Consider the following 20,606-nt stretch of genomic DNA (forward strand, 5'->3'; position numbering starts at 1 on the left):
GTTAGTGCTGACGATGAGGCTGCTAGCCTTAGGGGGCCTGTCCATCCTTTGCGCAGCGGGTTTGGATAGGCGCCAAACGGGCGCCTGGCTGAAAGGCTTCCGGCAACTTTTTCCACCACGCGCTTTATGTACCTACCTGCACAATTCGCCGAGTCCCGGATCGGGGAGCTTCACCGCATCGTCCGCGAGAACGCGCTGGGCATGCTGGTGACACACACTTCCGCCGGTTTGGAGGCCAGCCACCTTCCATTTTTTCTGGATGGCGACATGCTGCTGGCGCATGTGGCGCGTGGCAATCCCATCTGGCGCGAGGTACGCGACGGCGATCAAGTGCTTGTCGTCTTCCGCGGCGTCGAAGGTTATATCTCTCCCAACTGGTATCCCGGTAAACAGGAGACGCATCGGCGCGTGCCTACCTGGAACTACGAGGTTGTCCATGCCCACGGAACGATTCATGTCCGCGACGATGTGAAATTCGTTCGCAGGGTGGTCGCCTTGCTAACGCGCCAGCATGAGGCGGGGCAGGCACAGCCGTGGAAGATGGGCGATGCGCCGCCAGACTACCTGGATGAGCAACTGCGGCATATCGTGGGCATCGAGATCCGTCTCGGGCGACTGGAAGGAAAGCGCAAGCTGAACCAGCACCACGGCGAGCAAGACCGCGAGGGCGCGATTCAAGGACTGGAGTCCCGCGGCAACCATGGGCTCGCCAAAGCCATGAGGGAGGCGACGTCCCCCACATCGTGACCCGCAACTCCTTGGCCGGCCGGCTTGCGGCCATGCGCGGAGCGGGGTGGCGGGCCTCAGTGCGTTGCGTGCCAGGTGATGCGCTATCCAGCAAACGATCCAGGCCCTGACCTAGCAAGGTGGGCACTGGTGGTAAGCCCGGCCATGGTGGCTGCCATGCAATCCGTCGGCGGACCTGCTGGGGCGGTAATGCCCGGCAGTGCGGTGGCGGATCGCCTCCTGCGCGCCTCGGTGAAAGCCGCGCGCCGCATCGCGTGCCGTCGCGTTGGCGCAGAGCGTGCAATGGCGACGCCGGAGCCGGTCGGCGCGGATGCCTTATTCCGGGAGCGGGCCCATGAAGGATTCCGAGGGTTGCCGCATCTCGCCCGCGGGCATGGCACCATGCGGTTTTCTATGTGGGAGTGAATCCATGAAATTCTGGCGGGCGGGTGCGTTTGGAGCGTTGGTGTTGGCGGGCTGTGCCAGCCAGCAAACGCTGGTGCCGCAGATTCAGCAAGGCGAATCCGAAGGGAAAAAGACCGTGACGGTGGCGCCCGCGAGTGCCGCGTGCTCCCGGCCCCAGTGCCCCGTGCTGGCGGCGGCGTGGAGCGCGGCGAAGCCGGCGCAGGCGGTGCTCACCGTGGGCCTGCCCCATCAGGCGGCGGAGGTCACGGGCGCGGACTTCCATTTGGGGGGCGGGCAGGCGGTGCGCGTGCGTTCGCGTTCGCGCGCCGAGGCCGCTGCGCTGGGCTACCCCGCCACGGCGTTCGATGTGCCCTTGCGGCTGGTGGACCAGATCGCCTATACGCCGCGCAGCTGGGTGCGGGTTCACACCGCCGATGGGCGCAGCGTGGATGAGACGCTCAACAGCGGTGAAGAGCGCAGCAAGGCCGTCGAGGCGATGAGCTACTTTGTCACTGCCGTGGAGTCCGCCAGCGGCCAGGTGGCCAACCCCGACAGCTCTCGCGGCGGCTTGATGGACCGCCTGGGCGGCGGCAAATAGGGCATCAGCGGTCCACGTCCAGCCAGCCCCACATCGACAGGAACAGCGCCACCGCAGTGGCGGCGCCCAGCAGGCTGTGGATGTAGAACAGCGCCAGCGGCACCGCCCAGATCATGAGGCGCAGCGACTGGCTGTAGTACAGGCCCGCGCGCATCAGACTGCGCTCGCCCAGGGTCTGCCATGACCGGCGCGCAGCGGACTCCACGGGCATGCCCGCCACGAAGCCGGCGTGGTGGTAGTTGCGCGCCGCCAGCATCGAGGTCAGGAATGCCAGCGCCAGCAGCACCAGCACGGCGAACGCGTTCCAGAAGGCCAGCCCCTGGTCGGTGCCCAACGGTGGAAAACCGTGATGCCACCACTGCGACGGCCAGTGGCCCTGGGTGAGCGTGAGCCCGCCCATGAACGCCAGCGTGGCCGTGGTCGCCGTCATGGTGCAGGACATGAGCGAGTTGCGTAGCGTCTGGACCCCCAGCACTTCGGTGCCCTTGTGCTGCGCAATGGCCGCAAACCATTCCTGCCGCAACCGTGTATGGGCGCGTGTGGCGGAAGGTGCCCACGCCCAGTGCTGCACAAGGTACAGCAACGGCAGCGCGGCGGTGAGGAGAAACAGCAGGGAGTCCATGTGCATCGCTATGAATTAAGGAGCTTATAGCGCTTGTTGGTATTGGTTTTCAGTGCGTTATTGCAATGAATTCAGCCAATGACAAGCGCTGCCAGCTATTTTTTCAGGAGCGCGTGCGGCGATCCCAGAAGTGTTGCAGCTGCATCCCCGCCAGCATGGCGGCCACGAACAGCCAGACCTCGCCGCGCAGCGTCCCCAGGTTCATCACGGCTGGGCCGGGGCAGAACCCCGCCAATCCCCAGCCGATGCCGAACAGCGCCGCGCCGGTCAGCAGGCGTTTGTCCACCGCGGTGGAGGAGGGCAGCTGCATGGGGTCTCCCAGCAGCGAGGTCTTGCGCTTGCGGGCCCAGGTGAACGCCACCAGGCCCACAAGAATGGCGCCCCCCATGACGAAGGCGAGCGAAGGGTCCCAGGCGCCGAAGAAGTCCAGGAAGTTCTGTACTTTTGCGGGATTGCCCATGCCCGACAGGATCAGGCCCACCCCGAAGATGAGGCCGGCAATCAGTGATGCGATGGCAGAAGCCATGGTGTTTCTCCTTGAGATGGGGTCAGGCCAGCACGTGACGCACCACGAACACCGTGGCGGCGCCGGCACCGATGAAGGTCAGGGTGGCGGCCAGGGAGCGCAGCGACAGGCGCGAGAGTCCGCACACGCCGTGCCCACTGGTACAGCCCGATCCCAGCCGGGTGCCAAAACCGACCAGCAGGCCAGCCAGCACGATGACCAGCGGGTTGCTGGGCATCTCCATGGGGGGCAGGGGGGCGATGAGCTGCCAGACCAATGGCGCCGCCACCATGCCGATCACGAAGGCCGCACGCCAGCCCCAGTTGGCAACGCTGGCCCAGCTGCTGCGCTGCAGCAGCGCGCCCACGATGCCGCTGATGCCGGCGATGCGCCCCAGCAGCACGATCAGCAGCGCCGCGGCCAGGCCGATCAGCATGCCGCCGGCCAGCGATGACCAGGGGGTGAACGAATTCCAGAGGATGGTCATGGGATCAAGCTCCTTGCTTGCAGAAAAGGCGATGGATGGCCTGCATCAGCTGCAGTGCGCGGTCGTCCGCCAGTTGGTACCAGATGAATTTGCCTTCACGGCGGGTTTGCACCAGCCCGTCGCGGCGCAATACGCCCAACTGCTGCGACAGCGTGGGCTGGCCGATGCCGGTGAGCTGCTCCAGCTCACCCACGGTGCGCTCGCCTTCGGTCAGCTGGCACAGCAGCATGAGCCGGTCTTCGTTGCCCAGCAGCTTGAGCATGGTCACGGCTTCGCCCGCATGGGCGCGCATGGCGGGCAGGTCCAGCTCCAGGGTCGTGGCGTCGTCAATCATGATGGAGGTGCAAAACAATATGTTTTCATATAATATATCAGAAAATAAATTGTTGTTGGCTGGTGGTGCTGCTTCGGCACTTCCGTCTTCATTGCGAAAGGACCTTCATGCCCCACGCCTCCATGCATATCGAGCCCTTCTTCGACCCCGTGACGGGCACCGTGAGCTATGTGCTCGCAGACACCGACGCCGGCCAAGCGGCCGTGATCGACCCCGTGCTGGATTTCGAGCCGAAGTCCGGCACGCTGACCAGCGCCTCATCGGATCGCATCATTGAATACGTGCGCCGCCAGGGCTGGCAGGTGCAGTGGATTCTGGAAACCCACGCACACGCCGACCATCTCTCGGGCGCGCAGCACATACGCCACCACCTCGGCGGCAAGGTCGCCATCGGCGCGCACATCCGCGCGGTGCAGCAGCTCTTTCGCAGCGTGTTCCATTTCGAGCGCAGCTTCCTGCCCGACGGCAGCCAGTTCGACCACCTGTTCGAGGACGGCGAGACCTTCCATGTCGGCGGGCTGGAGCTGACGGCGCTGCATGTACCCGGCCACACGCCTGCCGACATGGCCTACCGCGTGGGCGACGACGTGTTCGTTGGCGACACGCTGTTCATGCCCGACGTGGGTACGGCCCGTGCGGACTTCCCGGGCGGTGACGCCGCCACGCTGTACCGCTCCATCCAGCGCCTGCTGGCGCTGCCCGCGCACACCCGACTGCACATGTGCCACGACTATCCGCCCGAGAACCGCGCACCCGCCTGGGTCAGCACCGTGGCAGAGCAACGCAGCGGCAACATCCATGTGCACGAGGGCGTGACCGAGGCCGCGTTCGTGCAGATGCGCACCGCGCGGGACGCCACACTGGCCATGCCCACGCTCATCCTGCCTTCGGTGCAGGTCAATGTGCGCGCCGGCAAGCTGCCGCCCGCGCAGGACGACGGGCGTACCTATATCCAGCTGCCCATCAATGCGTTCCTGAAAGGGGCTGGCGCGCCGCAGGGCATGTCGTGATGCCGGCGGCGCACCTCTTTGCGCCAGCGGCCGCGTGGCTAAGGGGCGGAGTGGCCGCTGATGAGCGCGAGGTGTTGGGCCAGCGTGGCAGCCGACAGCTCGCCCACGCGCACCGCGGCCAGACGGCCGAGGCGGTCATAGAACAGGGTGGTGGGCAGGGCTTTGTGGCCCAGCGCGCTACCCAGCTGGCCCGCTGAGTCCAGCAGCACATCGGCGGCCGGCAGGCGCTGCTGCGCCGCAAACCGGGCGACTGTCTCGGGAGGCTCCCCCTGGTTCACCCACAGAAAACGCACCTGCGACTGGGGCGATAGGGGCGACTGCGCCTCGCGCGCCTCCAGCATGACGGGCATCTCGCGCCGGCAGGGTGGGCACCAACTGGCCCACAGGTTCACCACCACGGGCTGCCCCTTCAGCTCTGGCAGGGCGACCGTGCGCGCATCCAGCGCCACGCCTTGCCATGAGGGCAGGGCGGCCTGCTCGCGCGGTGCCGTAGCCTGCAGCACGCCCCAACCCAGCAGCCATACGCCGGCGAATGTGGCCAGCCCTGCCGTGGCGCTCTGCCGCCATGGGCTGCGCCGCAGCCACAGCAGCGCGACATAGAGCAGCGCGGCGCCCAGGCCCACCCAGGGCGACCATCCGCCGTCGCGGATGTCGAGCACAGCCACCGGCGCGCTGGCATACAGATCCGCATAGCGCAGCACGAAGCCCAGCCGCGCCGCGATCAGTGCGACCAGGGGCAGCCGCCAGCCATGCGGGCCGCCCGTCAGGCCACGCCGTGCGGCCAGTCGCTCATGCACCATCGTGCCCAACTGCCAGGCGCCCAGGAGCACCAGCAACATCCACGGCAGGACCAGTGGGCCCAGGTGCAGTACGCGGTCCACGGCGGCGTCAGTCCTTTGCCGCCGAAGAGGTCACCACCAGCGCCGGAAGGCACAGCCGCGCCCGCAGGCCGGGCTCGGCCGGCTCCAGCGTCAGCGTGCCATGGGCGCTTTCGGCGATGCGGCGCACGATCGTCAGGCCCAGGCCGCTGCCGGGCGAGGTGCTGGACTTGCGCCAGAAACGCCGCAGCGCTTGCTCGCACTCCGCAGGGGTCAGGCCGGGGCCTTCGTCGCGCACACAGACTTCCACCGTGCCCGGGCCGGCATCATCGGCTTGCCAGCGCAGCGTGGCACTCACAGGGGCGGGGCCCTGGTGATGGCGCAGCGCGTTGTCGATCAGGTTGGTGATGGCGCAGGCCAGCAGCGCGGGGGGCAGCGGTAGCTGTATTGCCTGCCAGGCTGCCGGGTCGGCGGGTATTTCTGCCGCGTCCAGCGGTGGGGAGGGCAACTGAATGCCCTCGTTCTCGGCACGCTGCAGGGACTGGCTGCAGGCCAGGCGGAAGGCCTGCGCGATGCCGGTGCCCACGGTGGCGCGCGCCTCTCCCGCGCTGGCGCTTTCCACGCGTGCAAGCTGCAGCAGTTGCTCCAGCGTGGCGTGCATGTGGTCGATGCCTTCGCCCGCTTGGCGCAGTGCGTTGGCGGCCTTGTCGGGGCTGGCGTTGTTGTTGCCCGCGGCAAGTGTCAGCTGCGCCACCTGCACATGGGTCTTGATGGCGGTGAGCGGCGTGCGCAGCTCATGCGCCGCGTCGGCGGTCCAGCGGCGCTCGTGTTCCATGCTGGCATCCATGCGCGCCAGCAACTGGTTCAGGCTGTCCACCAGCGGGGCCAGTTCCTTGACGTCGCGGCCCGACTGCACGGGCGTGGGGTCGTGGGGTGGGCGCTGCACCAGCTCCTCGCGCAGGCGCTGCAGCGGGCGCAGGCTGCGCGTGCCCATCCACCAGGTCAGCAGCAGGATGACGGCAAGCGCCAGCACGAAGGGCAGCACCAGCGTGCGCACGAAGGTCTGCACCAATTGGTCACGCACATCCAGCCGGTCGGCGGTGGCCACGCGCACCCCCTTGTCCTCCAGCACATAGGTGCGCCACTGCTTGCCGCCCTTGGTGATCTGGCCAAAGCCCGCGTTGCCGGCAGAGGCCATGTCCGGGATGTTGTTGGTGCGCGCGATGGGCAGGATGTCCACTTCGCTGCGCACCAGGCTCACCTCGCAGGCCACACCATCGCGGCCAATGACCGACAGGAGCGCATCGTTGCTGGCGCGCGGCGCTACCGCCAGCTCGGCCTGCTGGAACTGCTGCACGATGCCCACCACCATCCGGGCCGATGCGATGAGACGGTCGTCCAGCAGCGTGCGCAGCTCGCGCTGCATGTTGGTGAACTGCCAGATCGCCACGCCGCTCCAGACCAGGCAAATGGTCAGGCTCAGGCCCAGCACCAGCCGAACCCGCAGGCTTTGCACCGGTCGTGGCGTCATGCCGCACCGCCGCAGTAGCGCGCGCCCAGCCGAAAGCCCAGGCCGCGCACGGTGTCGATCACATCGGCGCCCAGCTTCTTGCGCAGATGGTGCACGTGCACGTTCACGGTGTTGCTGCCCACGTCCTGGTCCAGGCCGTACAGGCTGTCATGCAGCTGTGCCGCGCTCAGCACGCGCCCATGCGCCTGCAGCAGGGCCTGCAGCAGCGCCCATTCGCGGCGCGAGATGTCTATCGCCACGCCGTTGCGCGTGACTTCGCCGGTGGCCATGTTGACCTGGCAGTCGCCCAGCGCCAGCAGGTCGCTGGTGCGCCCGCCCGCGCGGCGCAGCAGGGCGCGCAGGCGCAGCACCAGCTCCTGCAGGTCGAAGGGTTTGGTCAGGTAGTCGTCGGTGCCGGTCTGAAAGCCGGCCACCTTGTCCTCGATGGTGCTGCGCGCGGTAAGGATCAGCACCGGCAGCGCCAACCCCTTGCCGCGCCACTGGCGCAGCAGGCTGATGCCGTCGCCATCGGGCAGGCCTAAGTCCAGCACGCAGGCATCGAACTGGCGGCTGGTCATGTGGGCCTGCGCCTGCGCCACGCTGCCCGCGGTGTCGCTGGTGAAGCCGTGCAACTCCAGCCCGGCCTGGATGCCGCTGGCCACCAGTGCGTTGTCTTCGACGATCAGGATGTGCATGCGGCCCGCTTGGCAAAAGCCCGCATTCTAGGAACGGCGCGTTATCCCCACATTAACGGCGCACCCGCTGCGCCGGTATCATTGACTGTATAAACGCACAGTCTTTTGTATGCCGCAGCCCGGCCCTGCGCCCGCACCGCACCGCTTTTACTACCTGCACAACTTCCAGCGTGCGCTGGACTGGCTGCACACGCGCTATGGCGACCTGCTCGGTGTGGACGACCTGCAGTTCCTCACCGACTTTCGGCAACTGCCCCAGGCCGCACAGGCCCTGCTGGTGCGCATGGTGATGCGGCGCAGGCCGTGGTTTCGCGCGAGCAAGCTGGCCTATGACGAGATTCCCGACACGCGCGACGCTGCCGCGCCGTTGCTGTCGCGGGGCTGGCTGTGCGCCGATGCGCCCCTGGGTCTTTTGGAGCTGTTTGCCTTGCACACCAAGCGCGAGCTGCTACAGATTTTGCAGGGCACTGCGCTGCACCCCACCATGCGCAAGGCCGAAATGCTGCAGGCCCTGGCCGACCGCGCTGACCTTCGGCAGCCCTACGCCGCCTGGCACCCGCACGCCGACGAGCCCGTTTGGCACGTGACGGTGGGCGCGCGCTGCGAGCGCCTGCGGCTCATGTTCTTCGGCAACCTGCACCAGAGCTGGGCGGAGTTCGTGCTGGCCGACCTGGGCGTGTTCCGCTACGAGGCCGTGCCGCTGGACGCTGCCTCGCGCGCCTTCCAGCATCAGGCCGATGTGGACACCTACCTCGCCCTCAGCGCCTGCCGCCAGGCGCTGGACGCGGAGGGCTTCGACGCCGCTGCGCTGCTGCAGGCCCTGGCCGCCGCGCACAGCGCCACGCCGTGGCTGGAGCAGCGCCGCGCGCGGGTCCTGCTGCGCGTGGGCCAGGCCTGCGAGCGCGCGCGCGACTGGCCGCTGGCCGCCCAGGCCTACGCCGCCAGCCGCGCCCCCGGTGCGCGCCACCGCCATATCCGCGTGCTGGAGCGCATGCAATGCTCCGATCAGGCTCTAGCCCTTGCCCATCAAGCGCTGGCTGCTCCTGAAAGTGAAGAAGAACACCAGCGCGTGGCGCGCATGCTGCCGCGCCTGCGCCGCAGCCTGGGGCAGGGCGGCGGGCCGCGCCGGCCCGCGCTGGCCCCGGCCGTGGCTGCGCTGCGCATGGACGTGGAACTGCCCGCGCCCACGCCGCCCCAGTCGGTGGAGCACGCGCTGCGCGCGCACTGGCACTGCGCCGAGGCACCGGTGTTTTATGTGGAGAACACGCTCGTCAACGCGCTGTTCGGCCTGCTGTGCTGGCCGGCCATCTTTGCGCCGCTGCCGGGCGCGTTCTTCCACCCGTTCCAGAGTGGCCCGGCCGACCTGGGCGCGCCCGACTTCGTGGCGCGCCGCCAGGCCCTGTTCGACGCCTGCCTGGCCGAGCTGCACGACGGCCGCTACCGCGCCACCATCCTGCAGCGCTTTGAAGAGAAGCACGGCACCCAGTCGCCCTTCGTGGCCTGGGGCGCGTTGAGCGCCGAACTGCTGGCGCTGGCGCTGGAATGCATTCCGCCGGCGCACCTGGAGCGGCTGTTCGCCCGGCTGCTGCGCGACGTGCAGGCCAACCGCACCGGCCTGCCCGACCTGGTGCGCTTCTGGCCCGGCCGCCCGCCCGGGGCCGAGCGCTATGCGCTGGTGGAGGTGAAGGCCCCCGGCGACAAGCTGCAGGACAACCAGATCCGCTGGCTGGATTACTGCGTGGCGCAGGGCATTCCGGTGCAGGTGTGCCACGTGCAGTGGTGCGGCGCGGCATGACGGCCGCCCCGCGCCCCCACGTGGTGGCCGTGCGCGCGCTGTGCGAGTTCACGGCCCGCACGGGCGACCTGGACCTGCGCTTCACCCCCGCTCCCAGCGCCCTTGAGGGCATGGAAGGCCACCGCGCCGTGCAGCAGCGCCGGGGCGCCGGCTACGAGGCCGAGGTGCCCCTGAGCGGCACGTACGACCACCTGACGGTGCGCGGCCGTGCCGATGGGTGGAACGCAGCGTTGGGGCAGCTTGAAGAAATCAAGACCTACCGCGGCACGCTGGACAGCGTGCGCCCCCACCACCGCGCGCTGCACTGGGCCCAGGCCCAGGTGTACGGCCACCTGCTGTGCCAGGCGCGCGGGCTGGCGGGGCTCAAGCTCGCGCTGGTCTACGTGCACGCCACCACCCATGCCGAGACCGTGCTGGTGCAAGAGAACACCGCCGCCGCGCTGCAGGCGTTCTTTGCCACGCAGTGCCAGCGTTACCTGGCTTGGGCGCACAGCGAAGCCGCGCACCGCCAGCAGCGCAACGCGGCCCTGGCGCTGCTGCGTTTTCCGCTGCCCGCGTTCCGCGCCGGGCAGCGCGACCTGGCCGTGGCCGTGTACCGCACCGCGCACCCCAACGCAGAGGGTGCCAGCGCCCCCGCCGGGCGTTGCCTGCTGGCCCAGGCGCCCACCGGCATCGGCAAGACCCTGGGCACGCTGTTCCCGCTGCTCAAGGCTATGGCGCCCCCGGCTATGGCGCCCCCGGCCACGGTGCCCCCGGCGATCACCACGCCAGGGCAGGGCGGGCCGGCTCCGGCCGCTGCCGCATCCGGCGCCGCCGCCGATGCGGTGGCCAGCGGGGACACTGAAACCATCAAAAAAGAGAGCGCGCCACGCGCACCCAGCGGGCTGGACAAGCTATTTTTCCTCACGGCCAAGGGCACGGGCCACGGCCTGGCGCTGCACGCGCTGGCCCAGTTGCAGGGCGCGCTGGCCCCGCACGCGCCCGGCACGCCGCTGCGCGTGCTGGACCTGCACGCGCGCGACAAGACCTGCGAACACCCCGGCAGCGCCTGCCATGGCGATGCCTGCCCGCTGGCGCGCGGCTTCTTTGACCGGCTGCCCGCCGCCCGCGCCGCCGCCGTGCAACAGCCCGCGCCGTGGGATGCACCCGCCGTGCGCAGCGTGGCGCTGCAGCACGGCATCTGCCCCTACTACCTGTCGCAAGAGCTGGTGCGCTGGGCCGACGTGGTGGTGGCCGACTACCACTACTACTACGACAGCGCCGCCATGCTGTACGCCCTCACGCAGCAGCAGGGCTGGCGCGTGGCCGTGCTGGTGGACGAAGCCCACAACCTGCTGGAGCGCGCGCGCAGCATGTACACCGCGCCGCTCTCGCCCTTCGAGCTGGCCGCCGCACGCCAGGCCGCCACCGGCCCCGTGAAGAAGGCGCTCGACGCGCTGCACCGCCAGTGGAATGCGCTGGGCAAGACCGTGGGCCAGGCCGCAGAAGACGCTGGCACGCCAGGCGCACCCGGCGCATCGCACGCCGGCGCCACCGCACCCGCGCGCCCCATCGCCGCCACGCCCAGCTACCAGGCCCACACCACCGTGCCGCCCGCGCTGCTGGGCGCCGTGCAGCGCGCCGTAGGCGCCATGGCCGAGGCCCAGGCCGACCAACCCCTGCCGCCGGGCGACGCGGTGCTGGCGTTCTACTGGTCGCTGCTGCACTTCCAGGCCCTGGCCGAGCAGTTCGGCACGCATGCGCTGTTCGACCTGCAGCGCACCGCCACGCCACCGCGCAGCCGCAGCGGCCGGGCCCGCACACCCGCCACCACGCTGTGCATCCGCAACGTCATGCCCGCACCGCACCTGGCCGCGCGCCACGCCGCGGCGCAGGCCACGGTGCTGTTCTCGGGCACGCTCAGCCCGCCGCAGTTCTACCGCGACCTGCTGGGCCTGCCGCCCGACACCGTCTGGCTGGACGTGGCCGCCCCCTTTGCCGCCCACCAGTTGCAGGTGCGCGTGGCCCCGCACATCTCCACCCGCTGGCGTGACCGCGAGGCCTCGCTCGCCCCCATCGCCGACCTGGTGGCCGCGCAGTACGCGCGCCAGCCCGGCAACTACCTGTGCTTTGCCAGCAGCTTCGACTACCTGCAGCGCGTGGCCGCCACCCTCGCCCAGCGCCACCCGCAGGTGCCCCAATGGCAGCAAACGCGCGAGATGGACGACGCCAGCCGCGCCGCCTTCCTCGCCCGCTTCACCGAAGGCGGCCAGGGCGTGGGCCTGGCCGTGCTGGGCGGCGCCTTTGCCGAAGGCGTGGACCTGCCAGGCACCCGCCTCATCGGCGCCTTCATCGCCACGCTGGGGCTGCCGCAAGTGAACGCCGTGAACGACGCCATGCAACATGCGTTGGACGAGACCCTGGGCCCCGGCCAGGGCTACGCCTGCACCTACCTCTATCCCGGCCTGCGCAAAGTGGTGCAGGCGGCCGGCCGCGTGATCCGCACCGAGCACGACCAGGGCGTGGTGGTGCTGATGGACGACCGCTTTCAGCGTGCAGAGGTGCGCGCGTTGTTGCCACGGTGGTGGCAGGTGGGGTGAGGGGCTTTGTCTCGGATGTGGGGCAGCACGCGTGCCCGTGATACCGAAAGCGAAAAGCGCTGGATGCTATGAATGTGGTAGCTGTTGGCGCTTGACTACAGCACCTTAGAGGCCAATTTGGCTGATAAATCCGGAGGGTTTGATTCCCCGAACCGGCTTGAAGGGAAAGCTGATTTTTCAGTGAAATGCTCAGGAATGTCCTCGCAAGCAGCGAATCGAGCGACCGGATCACTGCTCTCCCCACTCGGCGGGAAACGGACTGTTTCAACAAGAAAGGACTAGCGGCACTGGAACTAGCGGAGACCATCACCTAGTTTCCAGTGGGTAAGTGTCTGGTGCCACCTACGAGCAAGCGCCGTCTCATTCAATTCGCTTCTGATGCAGCCAGCGCTTCTATTGAGTTAATTAAGTGCTTGATAGCATCTGACGTGTTGGGCGCTGTTCTATCAATAAAAACTGGAGTCAGAGTTCCATCTTTGGACTTGTACTTCCAACCACTTGATTTCCCAGAAGGCCAGTGAAGAAATACGACAATTTGATCATCTAGTTCGATTTGATCGCCCTTGCCCTCAACAAAAGAAATCTCCGAAAAGATATTTCTCTTGCGAATCATTTCCCCAATATTTTTATAATCACGATAGTACGCATTAGCAACAAAGAAGTTACCAGTGTTATCTGGAATCCTATTTTTCAATTCATCCAAAGATATGGTGACCAGGGTTGCTTTAGGCTGTATGGATTTAACCCGAGGTTTTATCGAGTCAAGCAACTCCCGCTGATGAACATCAACAGCAGCCATGGCTTGATCAAAGTTTTTGTAACTTTTCCCAGCATAAGTGTAGGTGTGATTAGTAGCACATCCGGACAAAAATATAGATATCGATATTAATAAAAAATTTGAAAGCAAAATTAATATTTTATTCACTGATATTCTCCATTACCTTTAATGCAAAGCACCCTGGTTGTGAAAGATATTGATCCATCCTGATTTTTGCACTGCACTTTCTCGAAAAGTGGGTTTATCTTGATAGGAGCATCGTGGACAGCATCGTCATCCTCTTTAAATAATTGGGTTTTTTGGTTTACACTATTGGAATAACCTGGGTATTTTTCTTTTATGTATTGTGCAATTTGGTTTATACGATCACTTCCTGCTGGATGCGTGCTATTCCAAGTGGATTTTGGATTTTTACTATGAATCAACATGATCTGCTGCAATCTGTACCCCCCCTGAGGGTTGAAACCAGCTTGCACGGCAAGGTCAATTCCTTTTAAATCGGATTCAGTCTCTTGGTCTCTATTGTACGCATAGTAGACTGCTTTACCCAAATTGCCACCAAGTTTGTCCATTCCATCTAAAGCATCATTATTATCTACACCCTTTGAAAGCAGAAGAGCGGCGCCTGCGATTCCAACAATTTTCCCAAGGGTGGCGGATGTTCTCGCTGCCTCACGTGCTTTTTCTATGTGGCCATGAATTAAGTGAACCAACTCGTGCCCAATAAGCACTGCAAGTGCATCTGGATCATTGCCAATTTGCTGCAGAAAAGGCAGTGTGATACTAATTTGAGCCCTACCATTTGGAGCACTGGCGTATGCATTTATATACTCTGAATTTTCTACATACACATCCGCATCGAATTTAGCAACACTTAAGATGCGAGATGAAATCAATCTGTAGGTTTTTATGTATTTTCTACTTATCAGCAAATCTGGAAATTTAACTTCTCCAGCATTTTTTGCGTAAAAACCAACATATTCCGATCCAATCTCAGGAATACTTTTTATATCCCACTGAATCCTCTCTGCCGCGCCGGCAAAATTGCCTTTACTGAAGCAAAATGCCAGCACAAACGCCGCGACTATTCTACGGTAGATACGCATATTATTTTGTGTTAAATGTTATTTACCACCAAATTACAAAGGTATAGCATGTTTCTGTCTTTTTTATTTTTGGCGGCACGCATTAAATTGCAATACCTCAATAAAAAGCACAGAATAACTTTTTTACACCACAATGAGACGCACCGCAAAGCCCTCCAATTTTGACCATTGGAAATATGGGAGCGCAATTTAACCCAAATACAACCAGTGAGCCAAACTTATATTACCCATGCTTTATGCGCGCGACCATGCACATGCACTATTTCTCCACATCACCATTTTAAACAAGACTTCTGTTTCACAAAAAAATACCGATGACCCTCTGGTTTTTACCTAGACAGAAAAGGGTCGAAAACCGCTGCTGACAAAAAAGCCCATCGCAGTTGCGATGGGCTTTTTCAATTCAGTGCACCTGCGCCCGCAAGCGCCCGGTACTCAGCACCCGGCTGGCATCACACCTTCCGCACCTTCACCGGCAACCCTTGCCGCACCACGGCCCCCGACACCCAGTCGATCCACACGTTGTCCTTGGCGGGACGGGTGGGGTCGGCAAAGCCGAGCGCGTTCAGGTTCACGCCGTTGCCGTGCTGCGGGTTGTGGGCCATGGGCTTGCCATCCACGGTGTGGACGGCGGCGCCCAGCTGCTTGTGGCCGTAGCCGTATTCGATGGCCAGGGCGCCCTGGGCGATGCCGCTGCGCACCAGGGCCACGCCTTGCAGCTTGGCGCCGGGGGTGCTGACCTCGATGCGGTCGCCGTTGGCGATGCCGAGCTTGGCCGCATCGTCCTTGTTCAGGCTGATGGGGTTGTGCGGGTGCACCTGGCGCAGACGGCTGGCGGCAATCGACATGCTGCTCATCAGGTTGGACTTGTAGCTGCTCATGGTCAGCGGCCAGTCCTGCTCGGTGAAGCGCTCGCGCATACTGCTGCCGTCGGCAAAGCGGGTGGGGAACCAGGTGGGGCAGCCCACGTAGCGCTCGCCGGTCATGGAGTGGCGCATCTTGGCCAGGCCTTCGTGCCACAGCTGCACGGGGAACTTGTAGGCGGCCTTGATCTGCTCGCCCTTCCAGGCGTCTTCGATCTTGTCGAAGCGCCCGCCGCGGCTCATCACCATGGCCACGCGGCGCACTTCCTCGGGCTTGAGGCGCTTTTCCACCTCGGGCATCCAGCGGGTGACGCCAGTCAGGGCGATGTCGTCGTCGCTGGCTTCGGGCACGGGCTTGCCGGCCTGGTAGGCGATGTTGCACATGCCGCGCAGGTAGAAGTCTTCGGCGCTTTCCAGGTCGAGCGGCTCGCCGTCCTTGGTGCTCATCGCGCCCTTGCCAAAACCGGGCAGCTGCAGCTGCTTGGCCACGGCGAAGACGAAGCTCTCGAAGCTCACGGGCTTGCCGTCGGCGGTCTTGGCGGTGGCGGGCTCCACGGTGGGCCAGCGCACGGTGCTGCTCTTGGCGATCACATCGGCCCAGGGGGCGCCGATGCCCCAGCTTTCGTACGTGACGGTGTCGGGCACGATGTAGTCGGCCAGGGCCGAGGTCTCGTTGATGAACGGATCGACCGAGACGAACAGCGGCAGCTTCTTCGGGTCCTTGAGGGCGCTGACCAGCGTGTTCTCAAAGCCGCAGATGGCGTACACCGGGTTGCTCATGTGGTTGATCCACGCCTTCACCGGGTAGGGGTAGCCCAGCAGGCCGGCGGCCAGCATTTCGCTGCTCAGGCCCCCGGGCGCCGGGTACCACGGCGCCTTGGCGGGGTAGGGGTTCTGGCCGGCTTCCTTCTTGCGCTTGAACTCGCTGGTCTTCTCGTACGGAAAGCGCGTGCGCGACAGCGCCACGCCCGTGGCTTTGACCGCGCCCTCGAACTGCGCAAAGTTGTAGCGCGGGCCGGGGCCGAAGGGGCCGAACGGGCCGGCGTCCAGCACCCAGCCGCCCTTGACGTTCAGGTTGCCGATCAGGTTGTTGAGCATGGCGATGGCGTAGGCGGTGTAGAAGCCCGCGCCGCTCATGGTGCCGCCGTGCGAGTTGGCCACGGCCTGCTTGCCATGGCTGGTGAATTCGCGCGCCAGGTCCTCGATGTCCTTCACCGGCACGCCGCACAGGTCGGAGTATTCCTGCAGCGTCTTGCGGCGCGCTTCCTCGCGCAGCTTGACAAACGATGTGCACACGGCGATCGGCGCGGGCTCCTCGGTGGCGCCCGCGGCCTTCAGGGGCGTGAACTCGCGTTCCACCACCAGCTCGGCCGGCTGCGCCACGGTGTGGGGCACCAGCTTGAAGCCGCCGTTGCCGTCGGCCACCTGCACCACGTACACGTCTTCGGCGGGGGTTTTCTCGTCCACTGGCTCGGGCATGGGCAGGCCCAGGTCGGCGCCGCGCAGGAACTGGCCGTAGCGCGGGTGCTTGGGGTCGTTGATGAGCAGGTGGGTGGCGTTGCTCCAGCTCGCCTCGCCGGCGGCGGCCATGGCGGCCGGGCCGGGCTGGGTCAGGTACTTGGCGTCGTAGCGCTCGTTGTCGATGATCCAGCGGATCAGCGCCATGGCCAGCGCCAGGTCGGTGGCGGGCTTGATGGGCAGCCAGCGGTTGTTGTCGCCCGCCGCGTGGCTGGACGACATGGGCAGCACGGGCGACACCACCACGTAGCGGTAGGTGTTGTCGTCGCGCGAGCGGGCCTCGGCCAGCTCGCGCCCCATGCGCTGGAACGGGTTGCCCGCCTGCGCGGGTGCGGTGCCCAGGAACAGGCCGAAGCGCGAGTTCTTCCAGTCCGGCTTGCCGTGCGGCATGCCGGGGATGTTGCCCAGGGCCGCCGCCGTGCCCACGCGGTAGGTCTGGCCGCAGTAGGCGCCGTGGTTGGACACGTTGACCGTGCCGAAGGACTGGCGCGCAAAGCGGTTGATGAGCGGGGTGCGGCCTTCGTTGGAGGCATCGGTCACCAGCAGCTGGTTGGCCTTGGGACCGTACTCGGGGTTCTCGGGGTCGATCAGCGTCTGCACGTCGCGGATGGCGGCCAGGCCGTCCACATGGCCTTCGCCGAACAGGTCGCCGCCCTCGCAGATTTCCTTGACCAGCTGTTCCAGCGAGATGCTTTTCCACTGGCCGGAGCCGCGCGGGCCCACGCGCTTGAGCGGGGTGAGCACGCGGTGGGCCGCAGTCTGGTGCTCCAGCATGGCCGAGCCGCGCGCGCAGCTGGTGGCGCGGCCCTCCAGGCCGTTGTCGCCGCCCAGCAGGGCGTACACCTCGCGCACGGGCGTTTCCATGGGCGCGTGGTGCGTGGTGGCCAGCGGGTGGTAGGGGTTGCCGGCGATGCGGATGATCTTGTTGTGCTCGGTATCCACGCGCACGCGCACGCCGCACTGCGTCCAGCAGCCCAGGCAGCTGCTGGGGCTGACCACCTGGCCCGGCTGGGTAGTGAGCTGGCCGGTCACGGGGTCGATGCGGAACTCGGGCGTGAGCGAATTGCCACGCGTGGCGCTCTTGGTGGCAGTGCCCGAGGTGCCGGTCACCAGCCCCTTGGCGCCCTTGGCCACGGTTTCGCCGTAGCCTGCGGCAAAGGCCGCCAGGCCACCGGCCACCGCGCCGCCGCGCAGCAGCAGGCGGCGGCGGTTGGCGTCGGGGTGGGCCTCGGTCTCGGGAGAGGAATGCGGTTTCTTGTCAGTCATGGTCTGTACCTTCAAGGGCAGCGCCAGCGGGTATCACTTCAGTATTGATAGCTGCTCGCGCTTGCTGATATTGCGTTAAAGGCCGATTTGTCTATGAATTTCAGGCGGCGGTGGCCGTGGGTGCCTGGCGGGCCGGGAACAGCTCCAGCGCCCAGCTCGCCAGCCCGACCAGTGCCACGCACAGGCCTGCCACACCCACCATGCCCAGCAGCCCGTCGCCGCCCAGGGGCATGTGGTACAGGTACAGGCCCGCGCCGAACTTCGGCACGCCCTGCACGCCCATGAACAGCGCCCAGCGGAAAGCCCAGGCGGCGGCCGCCAGACCCAGGCCCAGCACCAGCGTGTAGCCCTTGGCATGCAGGCGGTGGCGCCCGCGCAGCAGCGCCCCCAGCACGGCGGCGCCACCGACGGCCGAGCCGACCATCGTCAGGCGCCACACGGGGAAGTCGTTCCACAGGCGCAGCGCGGCGTTGAACGAGGGGCTGTCGCCGCCCAAGCCGCTCGCGGCCCAGGCCAGCGCCACCACCAGCAGCGCGCCGGCCAGCGCCAGGCCCATGCCGCGCAGCGTCTGCAGCGCTTCAGCGCCGGGGCGCAGCGCGGCGGGCAGGAAGCGCTCCAGCACGAAGGCCGCGCCCACGGTGGCCAGCCAGCCGGTCAGCGCCAGGTTGACGGGCACCCACAGCGTGTTCCACAGCGGGCGCGAGCGCACCACCATCAACTCGGCGCCGGTATAGACCGAAATGGTGAGCGCCGAGAGCACGAGCAGCGGCGCCAGCAGGCGCATCCAGCGTGTCTTGCCCAGCCACCAGGCGGCGCACATGGCCACGCTGAGCGTGACGAACACCGGCAGCAGCAGCGCGCCGACCGACATCCACGACCAGGGCGTGAAGTGCGCATAGACGTGCCAGAAGCGCGCAGGCTGGTGCAGGTCGGCCAGCAGCGACACGGGCGCGGCAATGCTGCTGACGGCCAGCGTCAGCACGGCGGCGGGCAGCAGGCGCTGCAGCGTGCCGCCGTCCTTGCCCCAGGCGCAAAGCGCGGCCAGGATGGCGGCGCCGGTGGCCACGCCGACCAGAAAGAAATACTGCACGGCCCAGGGCAGCCAGGCCGCCTCGTAGTGCGGGGTCAGGAGTTCGATGATTTGCATGGTGCGCTCCTTGGGGTTCAGTGGTCGGACAGCAGGCGCACGCTGGCCTGGCCGTCCACGCCGTTGACGAACTCATCGGGCAGTCCGATGTAGTACACGCGCGGCGAAGTGTTCATGCCGGGCTTGAGCACCTTGATGTCTTGCGTGTGCTCGGCGATGCGGCGGTTGATCTCGCTGCCCTGGTCATTCAGGTCGCCGATCACGCGCGCGCCGCCCACGCAGCTTTCGACGCAGGCGGGCAGCAGGCCGGCCTCCAGGCGGTGCTCGCAGAAGGTGCACTTGTCGGCGGTCTGCGTCTCGTGGTTGATGAAGCGCGCGTCGTACGGGCAGGCCTGCACGCAGTAGCCGCAGCCCATGCAGCGCTCGTTGTCCACCAGCACGATGCCGTCGGTGCGCTGGAAGGTGGCCTGCACCGGGCACACGGGCACGCAGGGGGGCTCGTCGCAGTGGTTGCACAGGCGCGGCAGGCTGACCATGGCGGGCGCGCTGCCGTCGTCCTTGTTGATCTCGTACTGCAGCACCGTGGTGCGGAACTGGCCGATGGGCGGCTGGTTCTCCACCGAGCAGCTCACCGTGCAGGCCTGGCAGCCGATGCACTTGCGCAGATCCACCAGCATGCCGAAGCGCTTGCCCTCCATGCCGGGGCGGCGCGGCGGCTGGCCCGGCGCGAAGGGTGTGGCGGCCTGGCTGGCGCCGGCCAGGCCAAAGGCGGTGGCCAGGCCGACGAGTTCTTGCAGGAAGGTGCGCTTGCCGGGTTGCGGCGCGGCGCAGGCGGTGGGGGAGGGGGTACTTTTTGACATAAATACCTTTGAATATTTACTGCGTAGATGCATTATTCTCCTCGCATCCTGATTATTTGTTTGATTAACGTCAAATGACTTTGTTGATATTCTTCTTGGATTATTTTGGTTAAACTTTTTTAGTTTATTAATTGAAAATTAATGAAATATTAAATAATCCCGAGCAATTGCGTATGGAATGTGGAGCGGCCGCAAACGGCCATACGTGCGGGTTCCGGGCCCCGCGGGAAGTCAGCCTTCTGGGCTTGGGGATACGAATGCCATCCTGGGTGCCAAAATCCGAAAATTGCCGATGAATGGGCGGTGAGGCGATATGCCTCAATTGCCGCCATTCCGATTAAAAATATCGGTTATTGCCCGCGCCGGCGGAGTGCCTGTTACCCACAAGGGCAAGGGGCGGCGCTACAGTGGGGCGCATGGACGCTCACCAACTGCCGCTCGCCGGCGTGGAGCCCGATGCGCCACGCCCCAACCACCATCTTTTCTTTGCCGTGCTGCCCGAGCCCGGGGCGGCGCAGGCTGCGGCCGATCTGGCGCAGACGCTGATTGCGCGGCACGACCTGCAGGCGCAGGTGCGCGCGCAGCGCCTGCACGCCACGCTGCTGTCGCTGGGGTGGGAGCATGCGCTGTCGCCCCGGCATCTGCAGTGGGCGCGCGACGCGGCGCAGCAGGTGCGGGCGAGGGCGTTCTCGCTGCGGTTCGATCGGGTGTTGAGCTTTCGCCGCGCGCCGCAGGCCAAGCGGCCCTGCGTGCTCTGCGGCCCCGCCGACGGGCAGCAGGGTTTCATCGCGTTGTACGAGGCGCTGCACGCGGCGCTGTGGTCGCAGGTGCGGGGGCTGGACGGCGTGCCCCATGCGCCGCACATCACCCCGCACATGACGCTGTGTTACAGCCGCCAGGCCGTGCCCGAGCAACCCGTGCCGCCGCTGGAATGGACGGTGCGCCGCTTCGTGCTGCTGCACAACCTGCGCGGCTCGCCCGGCCCTTACGAGGCGCTGGGCGAATGGCCGCTGGCGGATTGATTGCTATTGTTTATATAGCTGT

The 20,606-nt window shown here is 65.9% G+C and carries 18 protein-coding genes; 6 read left to right on the plus strand and 12 right to left on the minus strand.

All coding sequences use genetic code 11. The features are described from left to right. Positions 1-126 precede the first annotated feature (126 nt). Both BV908_RS06345 and BV908_RS06355 read left to right on the plus strand, forming a co-directional pair. The gene (locus BV908_RS06345) at positions 127-747 is read left to right on the plus strand and encodes an FMN-binding negative transcriptional regulator (RefSeq protein ID WP_103737561.1); all 621 of its coding nucleotides are present in this window, start codon (positions 127-129) and stop codon (positions 745-747) included. Positions 748-1,156: 409 nt separating this feature from the next. After that, complete coding sequence (locus BV908_RS06355; protein WP_015913012.1) at positions 1,157-1,729, plus strand: hypothetical protein; 573 nt, start codon at positions 1,157-1,159, stop codon at positions 1,727-1,729. A gap of 4 nt (positions 1,730-1,733) precedes the next feature. Here BV908_RS06355 and BV908_RS06360 read toward each other — a convergent pair whose 3' ends face one another. The 4 genes from BV908_RS06360 to BV908_RS06375 form a co-directional block, all read right to left on the minus strand. Next, on the minus strand, positions 1,734-2,357 hold the full coding sequence (locus tag BV908_RS06360) for a DUF599 family protein (RefSeq protein ID WP_103737563.1): 624 nt from the start codon (positions 2,355-2,357) through the stop codon (positions 1,734-1,736). A gap of 97 nt (positions 2,358-2,454) precedes the next feature. After that, a complete protein-coding gene (locus BV908_RS06365; RefSeq protein WP_103737564.1) occupies positions 2,455-2,877 on the minus strand; it encodes a YeeE/YedE family protein in 423 nt (140 codons plus the stop codon). Between the two features lie 22 nt (positions 2,878-2,899). After that, complete coding sequence (locus BV908_RS06370) at positions 2,900-3,343, minus strand: YeeE/YedE family protein (RefSeq protein ID WP_011805641.1); 444 nt, start codon at positions 3,341-3,343, stop codon at positions 2,900-2,902. Between the two features lie 4 nt (positions 3,344-3,347). Continuing rightward, on the minus strand, positions 3,348-3,677 hold the full coding sequence (locus tag BV908_RS06375) for a metalloregulator ArsR/SmtB family transcription factor (RefSeq protein ID WP_103737644.1): 330 nt from the start codon (positions 3,675-3,677) through the stop codon (positions 3,348-3,350). Positions 3,678-3,784: 107 nt separating this feature from the next. Here BV908_RS06375 and BV908_RS06380 point away from each other — a divergent pair, with 107 nt between their 5' ends. After that, positions 3,785-4,687, plus strand: coding sequence for an MBL fold metallo-hydrolase (locus BV908_RS06380; protein ID WP_011805639.1), 903 nt, complete (start codon positions 3,785-3,787; stop codon positions 4,685-4,687). Positions 4,688-4,725: 38 nt separating this feature from the next. Here BV908_RS06380 and BV908_RS06385 read toward each other — a convergent pair whose 3' ends face one another. From BV908_RS06385 to BV908_RS06395, 3 genes are read right to left on the minus strand one after another with little or no spacing between them, the layout of a single operon-like run. Next, positions 4,726-5,568, minus strand: coding sequence for a TlpA disulfide reductase family protein (locus BV908_RS06385; RefSeq protein ID WP_103737565.1), 843 nt, complete (start codon positions 5,566-5,568; stop codon positions 4,726-4,728). 7 nt (positions 5,569-5,575) lie between these two features. Then, complete coding sequence (locus BV908_RS06390; protein ID WP_103737566.1) at positions 5,576-7,036, minus strand: ATP-binding protein; 1,461 nt, start codon at positions 7,034-7,036, stop codon at positions 5,576-5,578. Further along, on the minus strand, positions 7,033-7,710 hold the full coding sequence (locus BV908_RS06395) for a response regulator (RefSeq protein ID WP_103737567.1): 678 nt from the start codon (positions 7,708-7,710) through the stop codon (positions 7,033-7,035). Before BV908_RS06395 ends, BV908_RS06390 begins: the two co-directional genes overlap by 4 nt. Before the next feature lie 109 nt (positions 7,711-7,819). Here BV908_RS06395 and BV908_RS06400 point away from each other — a divergent pair, with 109 nt between their 5' ends. Together BV908_RS06400 and BV908_RS06405 are read left to right on the plus strand one after the other, a co-directional pair. Then, the gene (locus BV908_RS06400; protein WP_103737568.1) at positions 7,820-9,505 is read left to right on the plus strand and encodes a VRR-NUC domain-containing protein; all 1,686 of its coding nucleotides are present in this window, start codon (positions 7,820-7,822) and stop codon (positions 9,503-9,505) included. Continuing rightward, positions 9,502-12,084 carry an ATP-dependent DNA helicase gene (locus tag BV908_RS06405; RefSeq protein ID WP_103737645.1) on the plus strand — a complete coding sequence of 861 codons (2,583 nt, stop codon included), beginning with the start codon at positions 9,502-9,504 and terminating at the stop codon, positions 12,082-12,084. Before BV908_RS06400 ends, BV908_RS06405 begins: the two co-directional genes overlap by 4 nt. Before the next feature lie 364 nt (positions 12,085-12,448). Here the strand turns inward: BV908_RS06405 and BV908_RS22065 are convergent, their stop codons facing one another. From BV908_RS22065 to dsrO, 5 genes are all read right to left on the minus strand, one after another. Continuing rightward, positions 12,449-12,883: a hypothetical protein gene (locus BV908_RS22065; RefSeq protein ID WP_172751356.1), complete on the minus strand. Its 435-nt coding sequence runs from the start codon at positions 12,881-12,883 to the stop codon at positions 12,449-12,451. Between the two features lie 122 nt (positions 12,884-13,005). After that, positions 13,006-13,968: a M48 family metallopeptidase gene (locus tag BV908_RS06410; protein ID WP_103737569.1), complete on the minus strand. Its 963-nt coding sequence runs from the start codon at positions 13,966-13,968 to the stop codon at positions 13,006-13,008. A 452-nt stretch (positions 13,969-14,420) separates the two neighbouring features. Beyond that, on the minus strand, positions 14,421-17,615 hold the full coding sequence (locus BV908_RS06415; protein WP_103737570.1) for a tetrathionate reductase subunit A: 3,195 nt from the start codon (positions 17,613-17,615) through the stop codon (positions 14,421-14,423). 100 nt (positions 17,616-17,715) lie between these two features. Then, a complete protein-coding gene (gene nrfD / locus BV908_RS06420; protein WP_103737571.1) occupies positions 17,716-18,762 on the minus strand; it encodes an NrfD/PsrC family molybdoenzyme membrane anchor subunit in 1,047 nt (348 codons plus the stop codon). Between the two features lie 17 nt (positions 18,763-18,779). Continuing rightward, the gene (gene dsrO / locus BV908_RS06425; RefSeq protein WP_103737572.1) at positions 18,780-19,562 is read right to left on the minus strand and encodes a sulfate reduction electron transfer complex DsrMKJOP subunit DsrO; all 783 of its coding nucleotides are present in this window, start codon (positions 19,560-19,562) and stop codon (positions 18,780-18,782) included. A 416-nt stretch (positions 19,563-19,978) separates the two neighbouring features. Here dsrO and BV908_RS06430 point away from each other — a divergent pair, with 416 nt between their 5' ends. Further along, positions 19,979-20,584, plus strand: coding sequence for a 2'-5' RNA ligase family protein (locus tag BV908_RS06430; protein ID WP_103737573.1), 606 nt, complete (start codon positions 19,979-19,981; stop codon positions 20,582-20,584). Positions 20,585-20,606 lie beyond the last annotated feature (22 nt).

It is taken from the genome of Diaphorobacter sp. LR2014-1, from assembly GCF_002916785.1.
In the GTDB taxonomy this organism is placed as follows: Bacteria; Pseudomonadota; Gammaproteobacteria; order Burkholderiales; family Burkholderiaceae_C; genus Diaphorobacter; species Diaphorobacter nitroreducens.

Bases quoted from the DNA above. Each gene is read 5' to 3' on its own strand.
- BV908_RS06345 (WP_103737561.1), top strand. From the start codon at position 127: ATGTACCTACCTGCACAATTCGCCGAGTCCCGGATCGGGGAGCTTCAC.
- BV908_RS06355 (WP_015913012.1), top strand. From the start codon at position 1,157: ATGAAATTCTGGCGGGCGGGTGCGTTTGGAGCGTTGGTGTTGGCGGGC.
- BV908_RS06360 (WP_103737563.1), bottom strand. From the start codon at position 2,357: ATGCACATGGACTCCCTGCTGTTTCTCCTCACCGCCGCGCTGCCGTTG.
- BV908_RS06365 (WP_103737564.1), bottom strand. From the start codon at position 2,877: ATGGCTTCTGCCATCGCATCACTGATTGCCGGCCTCATCTTCGGGGTG.
- BV908_RS06370 (WP_011805641.1), bottom strand. From the start codon at position 3,343: ATGACCATCCTCTGGAATTCGTTCACCCCCTGGTCATCGCTGGCCGGC.
- BV908_RS06375 (WP_103737644.1), bottom strand. From the start codon at position 3,677: ATGATTGACGACGCCACGACCCTGGAGCTGGACCTGCCCGCCATGCGC.
- BV908_RS06380 (WP_011805639.1), top strand. From the start codon at position 3,785: ATGCCCCACGCCTCCATGCATATCGAGCCCTTCTTCGACCCCGTGACG.
- BV908_RS06390 (WP_103737566.1), bottom strand. From the start codon at position 7,036: ATGACGCCACGACCGGTGCAAAGCCTGCGGGTTCGGCTGGTGCTGGGC.
- BV908_RS06395 (WP_103737567.1), bottom strand. From the start codon at position 7,710: ATGCACATCCTGATCGTCGAAGACAACGCACTGGTGGCCAGCGGCATC.
- BV908_RS06400 (WP_103737568.1), top strand. From the start codon at position 7,820: ATGCCGCAGCCCGGCCCTGCGCCCGCACCGCACCGCTTTTACTACCTG.
- BV908_RS06405 (WP_103737645.1), top strand. From the start codon at position 9,502: ATGACGGCCGCCCCGCGCCCCCACGTGGTGGCCGTGCGCGCGCTGTGC.
- BV908_RS22065 (WP_172751356.1), bottom strand. From the start codon at position 12,883: ATGGCTGCTGTTGATGTTCATCAGCGGGAGTTGCTTGACTCGATAAAA.
- BV908_RS06410 (WP_103737569.1), bottom strand. From the start codon at position 13,968: ATGCGTATCTACCGTAGAATAGTCGCGGCGTTTGTGCTGGCATTTTGC.
- BV908_RS06415 (WP_103737570.1), bottom strand. From the start codon at position 17,615: ATGACTGACAAGAAACCGCATTCCTCTCCCGAGACCGAGGCCCACCCC.
- nrfD (WP_103737571.1), bottom strand. From the start codon at position 18,762: ATGCAAATCATCGAACTCCTGACCCCGCACTACGAGGCGGCCTGGCTG.
- dsrO (WP_103737572.1), bottom strand. From the start codon at position 19,562: ATGTCAAAAAGTACCCCCTCCCCCACCGCCTGCGCCGCGCCGCAACCC.
- BV908_RS06430 (WP_103737573.1), top strand. From the start codon at position 19,979: ATGGACGCTCACCAACTGCCGCTCGCCGGCGTGGAGCCCGATGCGCCA.